This is a genomic window from Parasphingorhabdus flavimaris (genome assembly GCF_013371215.1).
Taxonomy (GTDB): Bacteria; Pseudomonadota; Alphaproteobacteria; order Sphingomonadales; family Sphingomonadaceae; genus Parasphingorhabdus; species Parasphingorhabdus flavimaris.
On record NZ_JABWMH010000003.1, the window covers coordinates 461,631 to 481,237 of the forward strand.

The window sequence follows — 19,607 nt, forward strand, 5'->3', positions numbered from 1 at the left end:
ATAATGTTGAACGACACCGAAAATACAAAGGGGCAGCCGGATGTTCTTCCTGCTGCCCTTTTTGGTCTCTGCCCTAATTGCGGGCAAAAGACGCTATTTGCCAATTTTACGAAATTCTCGGACAATTGCCGCGCCTGCGGACTGGATTATTCGGAATATAATGTCGGAGACGGTCCGGCCGCGTTTCTGACCTTGATCGTCGGCGCGATCATTCTGGGCCTGGCCCTCGCGGTCGAGGCCAATTTTCATCCTCCCTTCCTGGTCCATGTCCTGCTCTGGGTACCGTTGACAGTGGCTGCGGTCGTCGTTTCGCTGCGGGTCTCGAAAGCGATATTGCTGATATTGGAGCATCGCAACCAGGCTCGCGAAGGCAGCATCAGCAAGCGCGAAGGCGAATGAGCGGACGGATTCCGATAATCGGGACAGTGCTCGTCTCGCTTGCGATCGCCACGATGGTCGGTCTCGGCATTTGGCAACTGCAACGGGCAGAATGGAAGAACGGGCTTCTGGATACTTATGCGGCGGCGTCAGAACTCCCTGCTATTGCCTATCCCGCTGTCCCCGATCCAGAAGACGCGCCCTATTTTCGCAAATCGACCGTCAATTGCCTCGCCGTGATCGGCTGGCGTTCGACCAGCGGGCGCAATATCAATGGCCAGTCGGGCTGGGCCCATATCGCCCAGTGCCGCACCGCCGGGGCCGAGGGCCCGGGCGCGCAGATTGTCGCAGGCTGGTCGGCTCGTCCGGATGACCCGGACTGGGAGGGCGGTATAGTGGACGGCATCATAGCACCGGACAGCCAGTATATCATCCGCCTGGTGGCCAGCGAGCCGGTTGCCGGGCTTCAGAAAAGCCAGCCGCCAGCGCTGGAGGATGTCCCGAACAACCATCTGTCCTATGCGGTGCAGTGGTTCCTGTTCGCCGGTATCGCGCTGATCATTTTTCTGATCGCTTTGGGGGCGCGCAACAAGGGCGTTGCCCAATCCGGCAACTTGTCCTAACCCGCTCGCCATCATGGAATATATCTCTACCAGAGGCGCTGCGTCGCCATTGAATTTCGAACAAGTAACCCTGGCCGGACTGGCTGGCGATGGCGGGCTCTACGTGCCGCAATCATGGCCGTCCTTCAGCCCCGCCGAGATTGCCGATATGGCTGGTCTATCCTATGTGGAAACCGCGGTCCGGGTGATGTTGCCCTTTGTCGGCGATGCGCTCGACGAGACGGAATTGCGGGATATTTGCGAGCAGGCCTATGGCCGTTTTTCCCACGCCGCGGTGACGCCGCTGGTCCAGCTCGACGGGCAACAATGGCTGCTCGAGCTGTTCCATGGCCCGACACTGGCGTTCAAGGACGTTGCGCTGCAATTGCTCGGCCTGCTGTTCGAAAAATTCCTCGCCCGGCAGGACAAGCATCTGACCGTCGTCGGAGCTACTTCGGGTGACACCGGCTCGGCGGCGATCGACGCGCTGGCCGGACGCGACAAGGTCGATATTTTCATGCTTCACCCCGATGGCCGGATTTCCGATGTCCAGCGGCGGCAGATGACCACGGTGCGCGCGCCCAATGTCCACAATATTGCGATTGACGGCAGTTTCGACGACGCCCAGGCAATGGTCAAACGGATGTTCGCCGATCAGGAAGTGACCAACCGTTTCTCGATCTCGGCGGTCAACTCGATCAACTGGGCGCGACTGATGGCCCAGGTCGTCTATTATTTCTACGCGGCCAGCCAATTGGGCGCACCGCATCGCAAAGTCGCTTTTTCCGTGCCGACCGGCAATTTCGGTGATGTCTTCGCCGGCTATGTCGCGTCGAAAATGGGATTGCCGATCGAGCAGCTGATCGTCGCGACCAACGTCAATGACATATTGCATCGCGCGCTGAGCGCCGGCGACTATTCCACCGGAACCGTAACCCCGACCGCAGCGCCATCGATGGACATTCAGGTAAGCAGCAATTTCGAGCGATTGCTGTTCGATCTGGAAGGCCGTGACGGTGCCAAGACAGCGGCCCGAATGGCGGCTTTTGAAAAGAGCCACAATATGCAGCTGGAGCCTGCCATGCGGGAGGCTGCATCCTCGATTTTTACCAGCCACCGTGTCGATCCGGACGATATGTCGATTGCCATGCGCTGGGCGCAGGACAGGGCCGGTCATGTGATCGATCCGCACAGCGCCATCGGGCTGTCCGCCGCGCAGAATGTGGGCCTTGATCCCGCGGTGCCCGTGGTGACGCTGGCGACCGCTCATCCGGCGAAATTTCCAGATGCGGTGGAACGAGCGACGGGCATCCGCCCGGCCTTGCCACGCCGTGTCGGCGATCTGTTTGACCGCGAGGAGAATTATACGAAGCTCCCCGGCACCTATGATGCGGTAAAATCCTTCATCATGTCCAACGCCACGCCGTCCGATGGCTGAAACCAGTACCGCTCCGATATTGATGATCAGCGAGCCGCGCAGCGACTATGCGCTGGTCGACTCTGGCCTCGGTCGCAAGCTGGAACGCTACGGCGAATTTCATTTCATCCGCCCCGAACCGCAGGCGATGTGGGCACCGGCGAAGGATGACTGGCAGGCGGATGGCGAATTCATTCCAGCCTCCGACGAGGATGGCGGTGGCCGCTGGCATCTGAATGCCAATGTCCCGGAAGAGGGATGGCAGATGGACTGGGAAGAAGTCAGCTTCACCGCCCAGTGCACGCCGTTCCGCCATCTCGCCTATTTCCCCGACATGGATCCTGTCTGGCGCTGGTTCCGCGGCAATTTGCAGGATCTTGAATCGCCGCAGATGATGAACCTGTTCGGCTATACCGGGGTTGGGACGCTCGCGCTGTCCGCGGCGGGAGCCAATCTGGTGCATGTCGATGCGTCGAAGAAATCGGTGACCGCGGCGCGCGACAATGCGGCGCTATCGGGGATGACCGAACGTCCGATTCGCTGGATCATCGATGATGCCGCTAAATTTGCTGCCCGCGAAGTAAGGCGCGAACGCCGTTACGACGCGATCCTGATGGACCCGCCGAAATATGGTCGCGGTCCGGATGGCGAAATCTGGCGGCTCGAAGAGCATCTGGCCGGGCTGGTCGAGGATTGCGGAAAGCTGCTCGATGGCGACAGCCGTTGCATGTTTCTTACCGTCTATGCCGTGCGCATGTCTGCGTTGGCGCTGGGATCACTGCTGAACGAGAAACTCTCCCATCTCGGCGGAACGATCGAAGTCGGTGAACTGGCCGTGCGCGAAGAGGCGCGGGGATTGCTTTTGCCGACTGCGATATTCGCCCGCTGGTCCGCCTAACTTGCCATTTTTCCGCTAACATGGTCAGATATTATCTATGACAGACACATTGCTTCTGGAAGTCAACGACCTCGATGTCGACGTGCTGACCGGGATTTATTCCGAAGAAACCCATTTGCCGCAGCCGCTGCGCATTTCGATCGCGGCGGAGCTCAAGATTCAGGAACGCTATGAAGCGGATACCCCGCTTGATCAGTCCAAAAATTACATGGACCTCAAACATGCTGCGACCGAGGCTCTGCCCGAAGGTGTGCATTTCAAGCTGATCGAGGCGGTTGCCGATCATATCATCGAAACGCTGTTTCTGCAGGACAAGAATATCCTCCGGGTCACCGTCAAGATCGTCAAACTGCTGATCTCCGAAAAAGGGGAGCAGATCGGCATCACGCTTAGCCGGGGCCGGAAATGACCAGACCGCTGGCGCTGGTCACCGGCGGCGTGAAGCGGGTCGGTGCGGCTATTGCTGGCCGGCTGGCGGACGCCGGCTATGCGCTGGCGCTCCATGGCAATAGCGATATCATTCCCGAGGACGGGCTGGCGAAGAAGCTGCAAGAAACGGGCTGTGACTGGTCCGGCTTCCAGCAGAATTTTCTGGAAGACGGCGCCGCCGAGTCGCTGATCGAGCACGTGGCTGGGCATTTTGGCCGAGTGCCGGATCTTATAGTCAACAGCGCCTCTATTTTTGGCCAGGATATGGCCGATGAGGTCGAGGAAAGAGAACTGCTGGATCATTATCGGGTCAATAGCCTGGTGCCGGTCCTGCTGACGACTGCGCTCCACCGGCGCCGTCCCGCAGGCAGTGACCGCGCCTGTGTCATCCATATTCTCGACCAGCGCATCCGCAATCCCAATCGCGACCAGCTGAGCTACACGCTTTCCAAACAGGCCCTGGCCGGATCAGTACGATCGCTGGCGGTTGCCTGTGCCGACCGGTTGCGCGTCAACGGCGTTGCCCCCGGGCTGACTTTGACGGCGGGGGAATATGGTCAAGACCAGCTGGCCAAAATCACGGCGATGATGCCGCTCGACCGGCTTCCCGAACCCGATGATATCGCCGATGCCGTCTTATATCTTGCTCAAGCCGAAGCTGTTACGGGGCAGATCATCTATGTTGATGCCGGCGCCAATCTCAAGAGCTTCGACCGGGACTTCGTACATCTCGGCAAGGCTTGAGCCACTTGATACGCCCCAAAGGACAGGTTTGAACCGGTTCTGATCTAGCCCATATCTTGCATATTCGAGGACCGGTCGTTGTTTTGACCGGAATAGATAAACATGTAATTTTGAAAGGCTTATCATGCGTATATCCCCTAAAATGATACTGACCACGACTGCTGCTTTGGCTCTAACGGCCTGCTCGACCGAAGCCCCGCAGGCAGCTGTTGACGAAGGTTCCGCGGACGCGATGATGGATTCGGCTGCGACCGCCGAAACCGGTACCATCGTTGACGTCGCCGTCGGCAATGATGACTTCTCGACCCTCGTTGCGGCTGTGACCGCTGCCGACCTTGGCGCGACGCTGAGCGGCGACGGACCATTTACCGTTTTCGCCCCGACCAACGATGCTTTTGCCAAGGTCGATCCAGACACGCTGGCGGCGCTGCTGACGCCTGAAATGAAGGCCGATCTTACCGGGCTTCTGACCTATCATGTCGTAGCCGGCAAACTGACTGCCGCGGACGTCGTAAAGGCCATCACGGATGGCGGCGGAACTGCCACTTTGACCACTGTTCAGGGCGCATCGCTGAAAGCAATGCTTGATGGTGATTCCGTGATCCTCGAAGACGCGGCCGGCGGCAAGTCGACGGTCATAATGACCGACGTCGACGCTTCCAATGGCGTGATCCATGCGATCGATACAGTCGTCATGCCGGGATAGTTTTCATCCCCCGAACTAGGATGGACTGGAAAGGGCCTCGCCGACCGGCGCGGCCCTTTTTTTACGAATTTATTGGGGATTTGCTTTCTCCGGCAGGGGGGAGTAATTCGCGCCTTGGAATTTCATCATAGTCACCCGCATGTTGCGGGACGCAAAATGATTAAAAGAAAGGAAATTCATGTTTAACGCCCCCAAAATTATTCTTTCATCTCTCGTCCTGGCGATGGTGCCGGCTTGCTCGTCCGAATTGAGCAAAGAGGAACAGGAAATCCTCGACGCGCGCCTCGCCGACGAGGAAAAGCCAACCAGTCTGACGGCCGTGGTGCAGGACCAGCCCGAACTCTCGACCGCCACGACCATGGTAGGTCTCTCCGGTATTGCTCAAGAGCTTAAGGACGGCGGCCCATTCACAGCATTCACCGCAACCAATGATGCGTTCAACAAGATGGATGCCGACCAGCTCAAGGACCTGATGAATCCTGAAAACAAGGCCGAGCTCGTCAAGATCGCAAAATTTGGACTGGCCGATGGTAATATGACATCTGCTGATATTGCCAAGGCTATCGCCGACGGCGGCGGCACTGCGGAGATTACTTCGGTGGAAGGCAGTGTGATCAAAGCCTCGATGAACGGGGACAAGATCGTTCTCGAAGACGGTGCCGGCAACAAGGCAACGGTTATCAAAGCCGATATTCCTTCAACCAACGGAACGCTCCACATCATCGATACGGTGTTGATGCCGGGTTAAGTCTCGCTTTAATCTACGACACAAGAGGCCCTGCCAGTCGGTGGGGCCTTTTTTGTTTCTGCCTGGTAGGTTATTGGGGAGGCCGAGAAAAAGGAAATCAGGATGTCACAATATTGGTTGATGAAATCAGAGCCGAACGAATATGGCTGGGATGATCTGGTAGCCGAGGGCGAAGGCACCTGGGATGGTGTAAAAAACGCGCAGGCATCGAACAATATGAAGGCGATGAAAAAGGGTGATCAGGTTTTATTCTATCACTCTCGTCAGGGGCTGGAAGTTGTCGGCATCATGCAAATATCGGAGGAGCATAGCCCCGATGTGACGACCGACCCGGAACGCTGGGTCGTGGTCAAGGTCAAGCCGTTGCGGAAAATGGGCAAGCCGGTCCCGCTCAAGGCGATGAAGCAGAACCCCGAGCTCAAGAATCTGGCGATCCTCCGGCAATCCCGGCTATCTGTTGCGCCGGTGACGAAGGATGAATGGGACGCGATCCTGACGATGGCTGGAGAATGAGCGTAGAGAATCCGGCAGTGGACTGGGGGCAGGCGCTCGCTTCGATAGAGTCAGCGGTTAATCCCCATATCGGATCGGGCAAAGTTGCCGATTATATTCCGGCGCTGGCCCGTGTCGATCCGAACAAATTCGGTCTTGCGGTGGCGCTCGATGGCGGAGAAATGCATGCTCTGGGTGACGCCGACGAGAGCTTTTCGATGCAGAGTATCTCGAAAATTTTCACGCTGGCGCTGACGCTCAAGCAGATTGGAGACGATCTGTGGGAGCGTGTGGGCCAGGAACCCTCCGGATCACCCTTCAACTCGATCGTCCAGCTCGAGGTCGAGCAGGGCATCCCGCGTAACCCGTTGATCAATGCCGGAGCCATCGCGACGACCGATTCTCTGGTGTCCGCATATGGCGGCGGCGAAGCGGGGGCGGACAAGGCAATCGCGGATTTGCTGCAACTATTCCGTCGCCTGTCCCAGGATGACAGTATCGCGATCGATTTGAATGTCGCGAGGTCGGAATCGGATACCGGGTCGCGCAATCGGGCATTGGGCCATTTCATGGCCAGTTTCGGGAACATGACCAATCCGGTGGAAGCGGCTTTGTCCGCCTATTTTCGCCATTGTTCGCTCGCCATCTCTTGCCGTCAACTGGCTCGTGCTGCCCTTTTTCTCGCATTTGACGGCACCGATCCCGAGACCGGAGAGCAAATTATCACCAAAAGGCGCTGCCGGGGGATTCTGGCGGTGATGATGTCGAGCGGCCATTATGATAATAGCGGAGAATTTGCCTACCGTATCGGACTGCCCGGAAAAAGCGGTGTCGGCGGTGGCATATTGGCGGTAGCACCCGATCAGGGAACGATAGCGGTCTGGTCGCCCGGCCTCAACCAGGCCGGGACGTCGATGGTCGGGAGCCTCGCACTGGGTGAATTGGTCAAGCAGACGGGCTGGTCGGTGTTCGGGTAAGCGTCGGCTCATCAACCATCACGCGAACGCGGCGTGCGATGAATCTAGCCTGCCAGGATAGTGGCCGCTGTCTCTTCGATGGTTCCGGCGACCAGAAGCGGCAATCCTCCGACCATGCCGACTTTGGTTTGACCATCGGCGTCGGTGCGCAACCACGCAATATTCTCGACAACTACCATGTAATTGCCGCCGTGTGATTCGAGTAGAACGAATTTCATGTGGGTGTCTCCAGACACCCTCGCTTATGCGCGGCAAACCTCTTTTTTCGATTAACCCCGGACAGCCTGTTTGCGCGTCCAAGAATCTAATTTCCTTATGGAACAGGAGGATAGCCGGGACAATGGTTAATGAACCGTCATTATTGCCGTATATCAATAGGACCGCCCAAGCATTCGGCTGGGCGAGAGGAGACAAGGATCATGTTAGGCGCCATCAGAACCCTCATCGTCGACGATTCTTCAACACTAAGAGCAATGCTAGATGTTGTGATCAGCGACAACCGGGATTTTCGCCCTCCTGAACATGCTGCAAATGCATCTCAGGCCATCGAACTTCTGGAAGAGCGATTGTTCGACCTGGTCTTGCTCGACATCAATATGCCGGGGATGGACGGGCTGCAGCTGCTTGATCATATTGTAGAAAATGAACTGGCCCGGGTCATGATCGTCTCATCCTCCTCGGTTCGCGGATCCGATATCAGAGCCGATGCTCTCAAACGGGGTGCCGTTGCCTGTTACGACAAGGCCGATTGCATCAGGAAAGGCGACAAGCTCGTGGAGCTTATTCGCCAGATTGTCGCCCAGAACCATGAATCGCCGTTATGGCTGGAAAGTATGGACCGGTCGGAAGGCCGGGTCGCAGAAGAAGCCTAGCCTATCGCTAGGCGGAGTGGACCGGTTCTAACGTGACCGCAACCCGCTCACCGTAGCCCCCGCTGCCGTCAAAAACTCGACATCGGTTTTCAGGTGCAGCAACCGCAAACCCTTGCGCTTCATTGCCTCCGCCAGTGCGGGTGCGAATTCGCCGGTATTCTCCACCGTTGCGCTCCATCCGCCATAAGCCTTTGCCAGTGCGGCAAAGTCCGGGTTCTTTAGAGACGTGGCCGAAAGCCGCGCCGGATATTCGCGTTCCTGGTGCAGGCGGATGGTCCCGAAACTGCCATTGTCGATCACCAGCACCAGCAGATTTGCGTCATACTGGATTGCGGTGGCGAGTTCCTGGCCGTTCATCATGAAATCGCCGTCGCCTGCGACCACCACCGACACGCGCTCAGTGAAGCGCAGGGCGGCTGCCACCGAGGCGGGAACGCCATAGCCCATGGCACCGGAGGTCGGGGCGAGCTGGCTGGGGAAAGCGCCATATTTCCAGTAGCGGTGCCACCAGCCGGAAAAATTGCCGGCACCGTTGCAGATGATCGCGTCGGCAGGAAGTTGCTCCTGCATCGCTGCCACGCAAAGACCGAGGTCCAGCTTCGCAGCCGTGGGTTGTGGCGTGGACCAGGCGAGATAATCGTCATGCGCGGCCTTGCCTGCGTCGAAAGTCAGCAGATCATCCTCCCACAGGGCGACCTGTTCGGTAAATTCGTCCATCTCCGCGCAGATCGGCAGGTCGGTGCGATAGACATGGTTGAGTTCGTCGGGGTCGGGATGGACGTGGACCAATATCTGGTCGGGATGGTCGGGGGTGATCAGCGTATAACCGTCTGTCGTTGCCTCGCCGAGCCGGGCGCCGACCGCGAGCACGAGATCGGCATCCCTGATCCGCTGGGTCAGCCTGGGATTGGGGCCATAGCCGAGATTGCCGGCGTAGACCGGGCTGTCATTCGGAAAATTATCCTGTCGACGGAAGGCTACCGCCACGGGGAGCCCGATACGTTCGGCATATTGGGCGAAATAGTATTTGGCCTTTTCGCTCCATCCCGCGCCACCGATGATTGCAATCGGGTCGGTGGCATCGCGCAGCATGTCGGTGAACGTTGTCATCGCGTCCGGACACAGCGGCTGGGCCGGGGCGACCACCTTGGGCCGGTCGAGCGCTTCAACCTCGTCGCGAAGCATGTCTTCGGGCAGGGACAGAACGACCGGGCCCGGGCGTCCCGAACTGGCGGTATCAAAGGCCCGCGCCAGATATTCCGGTATGCGCGCGGCATTGTCGATCCGCGCAGCCCATTTTGCCAATGGCGTGAACATTGCCGTAAAATCGACTTCCTGGAAACCTTCGCGGTCGCGGTCGTCGCGGGCGACATCGCCGATGAACAGGATCATCGGGGTGCTGTCCTGCATCGCGGTATGGACGCCGATGCTGGCATTGGTCGCGCCGGGACCGCGAGTGACGAAGGCAATACCGGGCGCGCCGGTCATCTTGCCGTCGGCCTCGGCCATGAAGGCGGCACTGCCGTCCTGTCGGGTGGAGACGGTCTGGATCGAGCCGCAGTCGTGGAGGGCGTCGAGGACGGAGAGGAAACTCTCGCCGGGGACGGTGAATATCCGGTCGGTGCCCTGGATGACCAGCTGGTCGACCAAAATCTGCGCGCCTGTGCGTTTATTCATATCCTGGCCTCTCACTATCTCGCCCGCAGCTTTGGCTGCGCTATTGGTTTATAGGACTCGCACGAAGACACAAAGCCACGAAGTAACGACCTTCTCATATCCGCTTTGTGCCTTCGTGTATTTGTGCGAGTCCTTCTGAATGCTGTCGCGGTCATAGACGATGCCGGGTGTTTCGAGACCGAGGCACGCTAAAGGTCTATGCCTGATGGATCGCCTTGGTGACCATATAGGCTTTCAGTCCGTCCGGACCGTCTTCCGATCCGTGGCCGCTTTCCTTGACTCCGCCGAAGGGTGCGTCACCCGGGCTCACGGTCAGATTGTTGATCGCCACCATGCCCGCCTCGATCCTGTCGCCGACGAGATTGGCCGTGCGCAGATTTTCAGTGAAGGCGTAGGCCGCCAAACCCAGCGGCAGGCGGTTGGCCTGTTCGATCGCCTCGTCGAGCGTGTCGAACGGGCGCATTACCGCCACGGGGCCAAAGGGCTCCTCGTTCATGATGCTGGCATCGAGCGGGACGTGGGACAGCACGGTCGGGTCAAAGAAAAAACCCTTGTCGCCGCGCCGTTCGCCGCCGAGCCGGACATCCGCGCCCTTGGTCCGCGCGTCCTCGATCATCGCGCCGACGGCGCTTGGCCGGCGCGGGTTGGCGAGGGGGCCCATCTCGACCGCGTCAAAGCCGTCGCCGACGCTGACCTTCTGGGCGCGTTCGGTGAAGGCTTTCTCGAACCGGTCATAAATGCCCGACTGGACATAGAAGCGGGTCGGCGAGACGCAGACCTGACCGGCATTGCGGAATTTTCCGGTGACTACCAGATCGAGCGTCTTTTCCAGATCACAATCGTCGAAGACCAGCACCGGCGCATGGCCGCCCAGTTCCATGGTGGTACGCTTCATGCCCTCGGCGGCGAGTTTCATCAGATGCTTGCCGACCGGGACCGAGCCGGTGAAGCTGATCTTGCGGATCACCGGCGAGGCAATCAGATGGCTGGAGACTTCGGCCGGATCGCCGAAAACGACTTGCGCCACACCGGACGGCAGGCCTGCATCGACGAGACAGCGGATCATTTCGATCGGGCTCGCCGGGGTTTCTTCGGCGGGCTTGAGAATGATCGAGCAGCCAGCGGCAATGGCCGGGGCCAGCTTGCGCACTGGCGTGAAGACCGGGAAATTCCACGGGCTGAACGCCGCAACCGGTCCGACCGGCTGATATTTCACGAAGCTATTCTGACCTGCCGGGCGTACCAGAACGCGGCCGTAGCAACGCTTGGCTTCTTCCGCCATGATATCGAAATGGCTGGCGGAAGCGGTGACTTCGCCAATCGCCTGGCCCAGGGGTTTGCCTTGCTCGTAGGTCATCAGACGGCCGATTTCCGGTGCCCGTTCGCGCATCAGGTCGGCGGCTTTGTGCAGAATCGCGGCGCGCTCGGCTACCGGTGTGTCGCGCCAGACCGGGAAGGCGCGGTCTGCGGCATCCAGCGCCCGGTCGAGATCGGCTGTCGTCGCCTTGGGCAGATCGGAAATAGTCTCGCCGGTTGCCGGGTTGACGACCTGATGGATATCGCGGTCCTCGCCATCAATCCATTCGCCATCAATATGGAGTTGCAATTTATCGGGATAAGCGTTGGACATAGTTGCTCCTGAAACTGTCTGTCTTGCTACTAGACTTGTCACCGAAATCCCGCAATGACTGTAAGAAAAATTGGGAGGATATATTGATGGAGATAGTCACCGAAGGCCTGCGCTTTCCCGAAGGGCCGATTGCGATGCCCGACGGCAGCGTCATTTTGGTCGAGATCGAGGCGCAGCAACTCACCCGGGTCCTGCCGGACGGCACCAAGCAGCTGGTCGCGAAAACCGGTGGTGGTCCCAATGGGGCGGCGCTGGGGCCGGACGGTAAGATTTATGTCTGTAACAATGGCGGGTTCGAATATAATGACCAGAATGGTTTCCTGACTCCCGCGGGCATCGCCAAAGATTATGCCGGCGGCAGTATCCAGCGAGTCGATCCCGACACCGGCGAAGTGGAGACGCTCTACAATGACGGCGACTTTGGCTGCATCCTGCGCGGCCCCAATGATATCCAGTTCGATGCCCATGGCGGTTTCTGGTTCACCGACCACGGCAAGACCGATTATGAAAAGCGTTGCCACGACATCGTCGGGATATTTTATGCCAAGGCAGACGGCAGCCATCTGGAAGAGGTGATTTTTCCTTCCAACAATCCCAACGGCATCGGCCTGTCACCCGATGGCAACACGCTTTACGCCGCCGAGACCTTCACCTGTCGCCTGATGAAATTCAATATCACCGCGCCTGGCAAGGTCGCGCCGGACGCCGGGCCCGGCGGCCCTGGCATCCCGCTCTATCGACCCTCGGGCTACAAGTTTTTCGACAGTCTGGCGATGGAGGAATGCGGCAATATCTGCGTCGCGACCATCGGCGAATGCGGAATCAGCGTCGTCTCTCCCGAAGGCGAGCTGGTCGAATTTGTTGAAACGCCGGATATCTTCACCACCAATATCTGCTTTGGCGGCGAGGATATGATGGACGCCTGGATTTGCCTGTCGGCAACCGGCAAGCTGGTCAAAACCCGCTGGAAACGGCCCGGAATGAAACTGGAATATTTGAATAAATAGCAGACATCGTTTGATCACAATAAAACAGAGTAGGCACAAGCAACTTGAATTATACCACCATAGTTTTCGATTTCGGCGGGGTTATAACCTCGTCACCATTTGAAGCATTCAACCGGCTGGAAGCCGAAAAGGGCGTGCCCAAAGACAGCGTCCGCCGGATCAACAGCGCCGATCCGGACAATAATGCCTGGGCCAGGTTCGAGCGCGCCGAGCTGGATGAAGCCGGCTTTGACAACGCCTTTGCCGATGAAGCAAAAGCCATCGGTATCGAACTGCGCGGCGCGGACGTGCTGGCGCGACTGGCCGGCGATGTGCGGCCCGCGATGGTGGCGACGATCGACCGGTTGAAAAGCGAGGGATTCACCGTTGCCTGCATCACCAATAACGTACCCGCCGGCAAGGGCGCGGGCATGGCGATGAGCGATGAAAAAGCCGCAGCGGTCAAAGCGATCATGCTGCGGTTCGATCACATTATCGAGAGCAGCAAGGCCGGCATCCGCAAGCCCGATCCGCGTATCTACCAGATGATGTGCGATGCGCTGGACGTCGAACCGGCACAATGTATCTATCTCGATGATCTCGGGATCAACTGCAAACCGGCGGCCGCGCTTGGCATGGCCGCGATCAAGGTGTCGGCTGAGCAGCAGGCGCTTGATGAACTCGGTGTTCTGCTGAACATGCAATTGCCCTGATAGGTTATGCCCATTCGATTAAACCTGTAATATTTTTGTCATCAATGAGTCGTCGAATGGTCGTGAAATCGCTATAGCGCGACGGGGATTGCAAGGTTGCGGGGATTCGTGAAAGATAGTTTTTCGGACAGATTTGGCACGATGGCCCGCTGGTATAACCAGAAGGGTCCTTACCCTGTCCTGCTTGCAATACTGGCTGTTTTGCTTCTGGTTCAGGCGGTTCGCCTGATCTGGCTGGTCCTGACCCCGCTGGGCCCTGTCGGTGATTATCGCGCTGATGCGGTACAAATCCTCTCGCCGCAATCGCGCCTGACCCTGTTCAGCAGCTTCGACCCGTTTTTTCGCAGCGACGCGGCGCAGAGCGCTAGCGTCGTGACCTCGCTGCAATTGACACTCTTCGGCATCCGGATGAACGAGGCGTCGGGGCTGGGGTCGGCGATTCTGGCAGGGCCGGACGGCGTGCAGACAAATTATGTCGTGGGCGAGGAAATCATGTCCGGTGTCACGCTGGACAGCGTCGAGTTTGATCATGTCATCATAAATCGCGGCGGAGTCCGCGAGAGTCTTTATCTCGACCAGTCGATACCGGCGCAGACGGTGGGCACGGACGATCCGGTTGCACCTGCATCGCTGACAGCAGCGGATAATGAAATTCCGGGTGTCGCATCGCTGGCGCCGCGCAACGACCAGGGCCGGGTTACCGGCATCGTGATGTCTCCTCTGGGAGATGGCGCTCTGTTCAACAGCGCCGGTTTTCGCAACGGCGATATCATCGTGTCGATCAACGGTAATCCGGTCGGTTCTGCCGCTGATATCGAAGCATTGAAAAATCAAATCCGGCTAGGCGCGCGCCTGTCTGTCGAAGTCGAGCGCGGAGCCGATAAAGTTCCGATAGCCGTCAATCTGGGAGCCCCTTGATGCGTAGCTTTTTCACCCGGTTGATGGCCGTCCTCGCTGTCTGTGCGTGCCTGTTGGCGGCGCCCGTGTCGGCCCAGCACACGCTGAATGTCCGCGATGCCGATATCCGCGCGTTTGTTCAGGATGCGGCCAAGGTTACCGGCCGGACCTTCATCCTCGACAGCCGAGTGCAAGGCAAGGTCTCGGTGGTTACCGACCGGCCGCTTAGCCGCTCGGAATATTTCGAGATATTCCTGTCGACGCTGCGTGCCAATAATCTGGTCGCGATTCCGACGACTCGTGGTGCCTATCGCATCCAGCCCGCCGATGGCGCGGCTTCGCAGCCGACCCGGATCGGCTCACGCGGCGCAGAGGGCAATCAGCTGGTGACCGAAGTGGTGCGGCTCAAATCAATAGTGGCGACCGAAGCGCTGGAAACGCTGCGTCCGCTGGTCAGCAAGCAGGGCTCGATCACCTCGAACCGCAACGCCAACAGTCTGGTGATCGTCGACTATGCCGACAATATCCGCCGGATCCGCAGTCTGGTCGGAGAGATTGACCGCGACAGCGCCGCTAGCACCATCATCACGCTGAAAAACGCTGGAGCCCGGGAAATCGCGACTTCGCTGCAGGCGCTGGCCGCACAGGGTGGTGGCGAAGGGCTGCGCGCACCGGTTACCGTGGTGCCGATCGACAGCAGCAACAGCATCGCGCTGCGGGGTGATCCGGGCGCGGTTTCGCGCTTTGCGCAAATGGCGCGGGAACTGGACAAGGGCGCGGAATCGGGGACCGAGATACGCGTCCACCGGCTCGATTATGCCAATGCCGAACATCTCCTGCCAGTGATCGAGAATCTACTGGGCAGCAACGGCACGGGCGGCAGTTCGGCAACGGTTGCGCCAGCCAGCGGTGGCGAAGGCGCGGCAGCACCGCTCGCTGCCAGCACCAGCGGCAATGGCATCGCAAGTCGTGGTCCCTCGATCGTAACCCGTCTGGAAGGGACCAATGCGATCATTGTCGCGGCCAATCCCGACGTGCAACGTATGATCGGCGAACTGATCCGCCAGCTCGACACCCGGCAGGAACAGGTGGTGGTCGAGGCGATCATCGTCGAGATTTCGGAAACGCTGGCCCGCGAGTTGGGCGTGCAATGGCTGGTGGGCGGCAAGGATGTGCCCTTTGCGGTGACCAATTTCTCCAATGCTTCTCCCAATATCGTCGACGTCGCGGGTGGTTTGCTGGCCGACCAGTTTGATACGACAACCACTACCACGACTGATACCGCGACCACCGTGACGACCAACAGCGCGGTCGGCGATGCGTTGCGGCAAAATGCAGCGGATGCGGTACTTGGCGCGCGCGGCGGCTTTGGCGGTTTTGCCACCAGCCTCGGCGGCAGCGCCGTGCTCGGCGCGATCATCAATGCGGTGCAGTCGGACAGCAATAGCAATGTATTGTCGACGCCTTCGCTGACGGTGAACAATAATCTCAAGGGCAGCATCCTGTTCGGTCAGGAAATACCGGTGTCGACCGGTGAAGCCTTGTCGGGCAATTTCGACAATGCCTTCCGCACGATCCAGCGGCAGAATGTCGGAATCGAGCTGGAAGTGACACCGCAGATCAATGCCGGTGACGAGGTGCGGATGGAATTGCGCCAGCAGGTCAGTTCGATTGCCGGGCCGGTCTCCGACGATTTCAACGAGCTGATCATCAACAAGCGGGAAATCAACACCACTGTGACCGTCGGTGATGGCGAGATTATTGCGCTCGGCGGTCTGCTCGACGACAATGAACGGCGCACGATCCAGAAAGTACCGTTTCTGGGCGACATTCCCGTTCTTGGCGAATTGTTCCGGTCGCGCGGCAAGTCGCGGATCAAGACCAATCTGATGGTCTTCATCCGCCCGACGATCCTGAAAGATCCCAATGACGCACGGCGCTTCTCGAGCGCGCGCTACGGCTATATCCGCGACCGGCAACTCAGCCGCAATCCGGATCAGGAGCCGTCGATTGATGCTCTGGTTCGCGATTATCTCGGCACCGTACCGCCATCGGTCGAAGCGCGGCCGGATGACCAGATCATCTATGCCCCGGGCGATATGCCCGCAGTCCGTGACAGCGGCATGATCGAGCAGGCCCCGCTGCCAGCGAGCGAGACCACCGGGAAGCGATGATGAAGATCGCTCGGGGAACAGAAGCGGTGGTCTCCGGAGCGGATGACGGACTTGTGGCGCCGGCGATCGCCAGGGACCTGCCTTATGGCTATGCCCGTGATCATGGTCTGCTGATACAGGACCGCAGCGGTGAACGGCTGTCGATTGCGATGCGCGAAGGCTCCGATCCGCAGGCGTTGCTCGAGGTGCGCCGCTATCTGGCGCTGCCCTTTGATGTCGAACCGGTCGATGGTCCGGCGTTCGAGAAATTGCTCAGCGCCCATTATGCGATGGACGGCAGCGCCGCTGCCATGGCCGGTGATTTGGCGCTGGCCGGCGAGGGGCTGGACGATATTGCTGGCGACATTCCCAGCGCCGAGGATCTGCTCGACAGCGCCGACGACGCACCGACGATCCGGTTGATCAACGGAATTATCGCCGAGGCCGCACGGCAGGGTGCCTCGGATATTCATATCGAACCCTATGAGACCGGTCTTGTCGTCCGGATGCGGGTCGATGGCGTGCTGACCGAGAAATTGCGGATGCCACCGCATGTCGCCGGCGTGATCGTCAACCGGATCAAGGTGATGGCGCGGCTGGATATTGCCGAGCGGCGCATTCCGCAGGACGGTCGGATCAGCCTGACGCTCGGCGGCAAATTGCTCGACGTGCGCGTATCCACCTTGCCGAACCGGGCGAGCGAGCGCGTGGTGATGCGTATTCTCGACAAGGAAAGCGCCGGTATCTCGCTTGATCTGCTTGGCATGTCCGAGAGCACCCATGCGATCCTGACCGATGCGCTCAGCGAACCCAATGGCATCATCCTGGTCACTGGCCCTACCGGCTCGGGCAAGACGACCACGCTCTATGCGGGCCTCAAGCAGTTGAACGACGGCAGCCGCAATATCCTGACGGTCGAGGACCCGGTTGAATATGCCATCGAGGGCATTGGCCAGACGCAGGTCAATGCGAAGGTAGGTCTGACCTTCGCTGCCGGTTTGCGTGCCATATTGCGGCAGGACCCGGACGTGGTGATGATCGGCGAGATTCGTGATCGTGAGACGGCAGAGATTGCGGTGCAGGCGAGTCTCACCGGCCATCTGGTGCTCTCCACCGTGCACACCAATGATGCGGTCGGCGCAATCACGCGGATGCGGGACATGAAGGTCGAGCCGTTTCTGCTCGCCTCGACCTTGCGCGCGGTAATTGCCCAGAGACTGGTCCGTAAATTGTGTGAGCATTGCCGCACGCCGTTTCAGGTTGATGGCGGTCTCGCTTCATTGCTCGGGTTCGACAACGGCACAGTGGTCTACCGCGAAACCGGCTGTGACCAGTGCAACCAGACCGGCTTTCAGGGGCGTATCGGAGTGTTCGAGGCGATCCGCATCGACGACACGCTGCGCAAGCTGATCAATGATGGCGGCGACGAGGCGGCGATAACCGCCCATGCGTTTCGCAACCAGCCCCATCTCGGCGTTGCCGCGAGAGCCTTGGTGCGCGAGGGTTTGACCACGCCCGAAGAAGCCATCCGCATCTCCCGCCGCGAAAGCGAAGCGGTCGATGCCTGAATTTGCCTATACCGCGATCGACCCCAAGGGGCGAGAGAAGACCGGACGGCTGGCGGCCGCCAGCGACGATGCGGCGCGGGCCAAGTTGACCGAACGCAATTTCTATATCGTCAAGATGGAAGCGGCGCAGGGCAAGCCGGGCAAGCAAAGCAAAGAATCTGCCGGCCTGTTTGGTCCGAAAAAGCTGACATCAAAAGAACTCACCCTGTTCACGCGGCAATTGTCCTCGCTGGCTCAGGTGAGCCCGCTTGAGGAAGCGCTGCGGCTGATCGGCAACCAGAATGAGAAACCGCATGTGCAGCAACGGATCGCGACCGTGCATGGCGGGGTGATCGAGGGGCAGCGCCTGTCGGAGGCGATGCGCCGCGAACCGAAAAGCTTTCCGCCGCTCTACCGGGCGATGATCGCGGCGGGTGAGAGCTCCGGTACGCTACCCGATATCACCGAACGGCTGGCCGATCTGCTCGAACGCCAGGCCGAATTGCGCGGCAAGCTGATCGGCACATTGGCCTATCCGGCGGTGCTGGCTCTGGTCTCCGTCATTGTGGTTGCGCTGCTTATGATCGCGGTCGTGCCCAAGGTGGTCGAGCAGTTTGACGATGTGAACCAGCAACTGCCGCTGGTCACGCGCATCGTGATCGGCATATCCGGTTTTCTGGCTGACTGGTGGTGGGCGATTGCGATCGTGATCGGGGTGGCGCTGGTGATCGGCTGGCGCGCGCTCAAGGAGCCACAGCTGAAATATCGCTTCGACGGCTTTCTGCTGCGCCTGCCGTTCTTCGGGCGCTTGCTGCGGGATTTGCACGCGGCGCGACTGGCGAGGACGTTGTCGACGATGGTGGCCAGCCGGCTGCCGATTATCGAGGGGCTGCGTCTGACCACCGAAACAATCAATAACAGCGTGTTGCGCAAGGCGTCTGAAGATATGGTGGAAGCCATTAGAGGCGGCGGCAGCCTGTCCACCGCGCTCAAGAATAGCGGCGTATTTCCGCCGATGCTGGTCTATATGACCTCCAGCGGCGAGGCATCGGGGCAGCTGGACGACATGCTGGCGCGGGCGGCGGGCTATCTCGAACGGGAATTTGACAATTTCAGTTCAACCGCCCTGTCGTTGCTCGAGCCGCTCATCATCGTGGCGCTTGGCGGGCTGGTCGCCGTCGTGATATTGGCGATATTATTACCGATCTTGCAACTGCAGAATCTTGCCGGACTATAGGCCGGAAAAAGGAATGATCATGACTACAGAAATCGAAAATCCAGAAGCGGGTAAGGCCGCAGAAGCAAGAGGGAAGCCGAAGCGCAACGGCTTCACTCTGGTCGAGCTGATGGTAGTAATCTTCATCCTCGGGCTGCTGACGACGATTGTCGTGATCAATGTATTGCCCAGTCAGGACCGTGCGATGGTGCAAAAGGCGCAGGCGGACATTGCGACGCTTGGTCAGGCGCTGGAGATGTATCGGCTCGACAATCTGAGCTATCCCGGCTCGTCCGACGGCCTGCAGGCGTTGATTGCTCCGCCACCATCATTGACCACGACCGCACGCTACCGGCAGGGCGGCTATATCAAGAAGCTGCCCGACGATCCGTGGGGACGGCCCTATCAATATGACAATCCCGGCCGTCAAGGTCCCGGCTATGATCTTTACTCGCTGGGCGCCGATGGCGCGCCGGGTGGTGATGATGACAATGCCGATATTTACGCCGAATAAGATTCCCAGCG

21 protein-coding genes are annotated in these 19,607 nt (G+C 59.3%); 18 read left to right on the plus strand and 3 right to left on the minus strand.

Annotation, left to right across the window (positions count from 1 at the left end; all coding sequences use genetic code 11):
- Positions 1 to 3: 3 nt before the first annotated feature.
- From HUO14_RS11120 to HUO14_RS11165, 10 genes are all read left to right on the plus strand, one after another.
- Entirely contained in the window at positions 4 to 399 is a 396-nt protein-coding gene (locus tag HUO14_RS11120; protein ID WP_176279898.1) for a DUF983 domain-containing protein, read from the plus strand.
- Positions 396 to 1,001, plus strand: coding sequence for an SURF1 family protein (locus HUO14_RS11125; protein ID WP_176279899.1), 606 nt, complete (start codon positions 396 to 398; stop codon positions 999 to 1,001). Before HUO14_RS11120 ends, HUO14_RS11125 begins: the two co-directional genes overlap by 4 nt.
- Before the next feature lie 13 nt (positions 1,002 to 1,014).
- Positions 1,015 to 2,418, plus strand: coding sequence for a threonine synthase (gene thrC / locus HUO14_RS11130; protein ID WP_176279900.1), 1,404 nt, complete (start codon positions 1,015 to 1,017; stop codon positions 2,416 to 2,418).
- Positions 2,411 to 3,295 carry an RsmD family RNA methyltransferase gene (locus tag HUO14_RS11135; protein WP_176279901.1) on the plus strand — a complete coding sequence of 295 codons (885 nt, stop codon included), beginning with the start codon at positions 2,411 to 2,413 and terminating at the stop codon, positions 3,293 to 3,295. Before thrC ends, HUO14_RS11135 begins: the two co-directional genes overlap by 8 nt.
- Positions 3,296 to 3,332: 37 nt before the next feature.
- Positions 3,333 to 3,704, plus strand: coding sequence for a dihydroneopterin aldolase (locus HUO14_RS11140; protein WP_176279902.1), 372 nt, complete (start codon positions 3,333 to 3,335; stop codon positions 3,702 to 3,704).
- Positions 3,701 to 4,468: an SDR family oxidoreductase gene (locus HUO14_RS11145; protein ID WP_176279903.1), complete on the plus strand. Its 768-nt coding sequence runs from the start codon at positions 3,701 to 3,703 to the stop codon at positions 4,466 to 4,468. The genes HUO14_RS11140 and HUO14_RS11145 overlap by 4 nt, the downstream gene beginning before the upstream one ends.
- A gap of 124 nt (positions 4,469 to 4,592) precedes the next feature.
- Positions 4,593 to 5,174 carry a fasciclin domain-containing protein gene (locus HUO14_RS11150; protein WP_176279904.1) on the plus strand — a complete coding sequence of 194 codons (582 nt, stop codon included), beginning with the start codon at positions 4,593 to 4,595 and terminating at the stop codon, positions 5,172 to 5,174.
- A gap of 178 nt (positions 5,175 to 5,352) precedes the next feature.
- Positions 5,353 to 5,922: a fasciclin domain-containing protein gene (locus HUO14_RS11155; RefSeq protein WP_176279905.1), complete on the plus strand. Its 570-nt coding sequence runs from the start codon at positions 5,353 to 5,355 to the stop codon at positions 5,920 to 5,922.
- Between the two features lie 102 nt (positions 5,923 to 6,024).
- Positions 6,025 to 6,435, plus strand: coding sequence for an EVE domain-containing protein (locus HUO14_RS11160; protein WP_176279906.1), 411 nt, complete (start codon positions 6,025 to 6,027; stop codon positions 6,433 to 6,435).
- Complete coding sequence (locus HUO14_RS11165; protein WP_176279907.1) at positions 6,432 to 7,391, plus strand: glutaminase; 960 nt, start codon at positions 6,432 to 6,434, stop codon at positions 7,389 to 7,391. The genes HUO14_RS11160 and HUO14_RS11165 overlap by 4 nt, the downstream gene beginning before the upstream one ends.
- Positions 7,392 to 7,435: 44 nt before the next feature.
- On the opposite strand, the gene HUO14_RS11170 is transcribed toward HUO14_RS11165, so the two are convergent.
- Complete coding sequence (locus tag HUO14_RS11170; protein ID WP_176279908.1) at positions 7,436 to 7,609, minus strand: hypothetical protein; 174 nt, start codon at positions 7,607 to 7,609, stop codon at positions 7,436 to 7,438.
- A 201-nt stretch (positions 7,610 to 7,810) separates the two neighbouring features.
- On the opposite strand from HUO14_RS11170, the gene HUO14_RS11175 reads away from it, so the two are divergent.
- Positions 7,811 to 8,263 carry a response regulator gene (locus tag HUO14_RS11175; RefSeq protein ID WP_281365407.1) on the plus strand — a complete coding sequence of 151 codons (453 nt, stop codon included), beginning with the start codon at positions 7,811 to 7,813 and terminating at the stop codon, positions 8,261 to 8,263.
- A 27-nt stretch (positions 8,264 to 8,290) separates the two neighbouring features.
- On the opposite strand, the gene HUO14_RS11180 is transcribed toward HUO14_RS11175, so the two are convergent.
- Entirely contained in the window at positions 8,291 to 9,940 is a 1,650-nt protein-coding gene (locus HUO14_RS11180) for a thiamine pyrophosphate-binding protein (RefSeq protein ID WP_176279910.1), read from the minus strand.
- A gap of 196 nt (positions 9,941 to 10,136) precedes the next feature.
- A complete protein-coding gene (locus tag HUO14_RS11185; protein WP_176279911.1) occupies positions 10,137 to 11,570 on the minus strand; it encodes an NAD-dependent succinate-semialdehyde dehydrogenase in 1,434 nt (477 codons plus the stop codon).
- A gap of 86 nt (positions 11,571 to 11,656) precedes the next feature.
- Between HUO14_RS11185 and HUO14_RS11190 the strand changes: the two genes are divergently transcribed.
- The 7 genes from HUO14_RS11190 (at position 11,657) to gspG (ending at position 19,596) form a co-directional block, all read left to right on the plus strand.
- Positions 11,657 to 12,577, plus strand: a complete 921-nt coding sequence (locus HUO14_RS11190; RefSeq protein ID WP_176279912.1) for an SMP-30/gluconolactonase/LRE family protein — start codon at positions 11,657 to 11,659, stop codon at positions 12,575 to 12,577.
- Between the two features lie 44 nt (positions 12,578 to 12,621).
- Positions 12,622 to 13,269, plus strand: coding sequence for an HAD-IA family hydrolase (locus HUO14_RS11195; protein WP_176279913.1), 648 nt, complete (start codon positions 12,622 to 12,624; stop codon positions 13,267 to 13,269).
- Between the two features lie 108 nt (positions 13,270 to 13,377).
- Positions 13,378 to 14,187: a type II secretion system protein N gene (locus HUO14_RS11200; RefSeq protein WP_176279914.1), complete on the plus strand. Its 810-nt coding sequence runs from the start codon at positions 13,378 to 13,380 to the stop codon at positions 14,185 to 14,187.
- The gene (gspD, locus tag HUO14_RS11205; RefSeq protein ID WP_176279915.1) at positions 14,187 to 16,340 is read left to right on the plus strand and encodes a type II secretion system secretin GspD; all 2,154 of its coding nucleotides are present in this window, start codon (positions 14,187 to 14,189) and stop codon (positions 16,338 to 16,340) included. Before HUO14_RS11200 ends, gspD begins: the two co-directional genes overlap by 1 nt.
- The gene (gspE, locus tag HUO14_RS11210; protein WP_176280194.1) at positions 16,340 to 17,887 is read left to right on the plus strand and encodes a type II secretion system ATPase GspE; all 1,548 of its coding nucleotides are present in this window, start codon (positions 16,340 to 16,342) and stop codon (positions 17,885 to 17,887) included. The genes gspD and gspE overlap by 1 nt, the downstream gene beginning before the upstream one ends.
- Positions 17,880 to 19,103 carry a type II secretion system inner membrane protein GspF gene (gene gspF / locus HUO14_RS11215; RefSeq protein ID WP_176279916.1) on the plus strand — a complete coding sequence of 408 codons (1,224 nt, stop codon included), beginning with the start codon at positions 17,880 to 17,882 and terminating at the stop codon, positions 19,101 to 19,103. Before gspE ends, gspF begins: the two co-directional genes overlap by 8 nt.
- Before the next feature lie 19 nt (positions 19,104 to 19,122).
- The gene (gspG, locus tag HUO14_RS11220) at positions 19,123 to 19,596 is read left to right on the plus strand and encodes a type II secretion system major pseudopilin GspG (RefSeq protein WP_176279917.1); all 474 of its coding nucleotides are present in this window, start codon (positions 19,123 to 19,125) and stop codon (positions 19,594 to 19,596) included.
- The last annotated feature ends 11 nt before the right edge of the window (positions 19,597 to 19,607 follow it).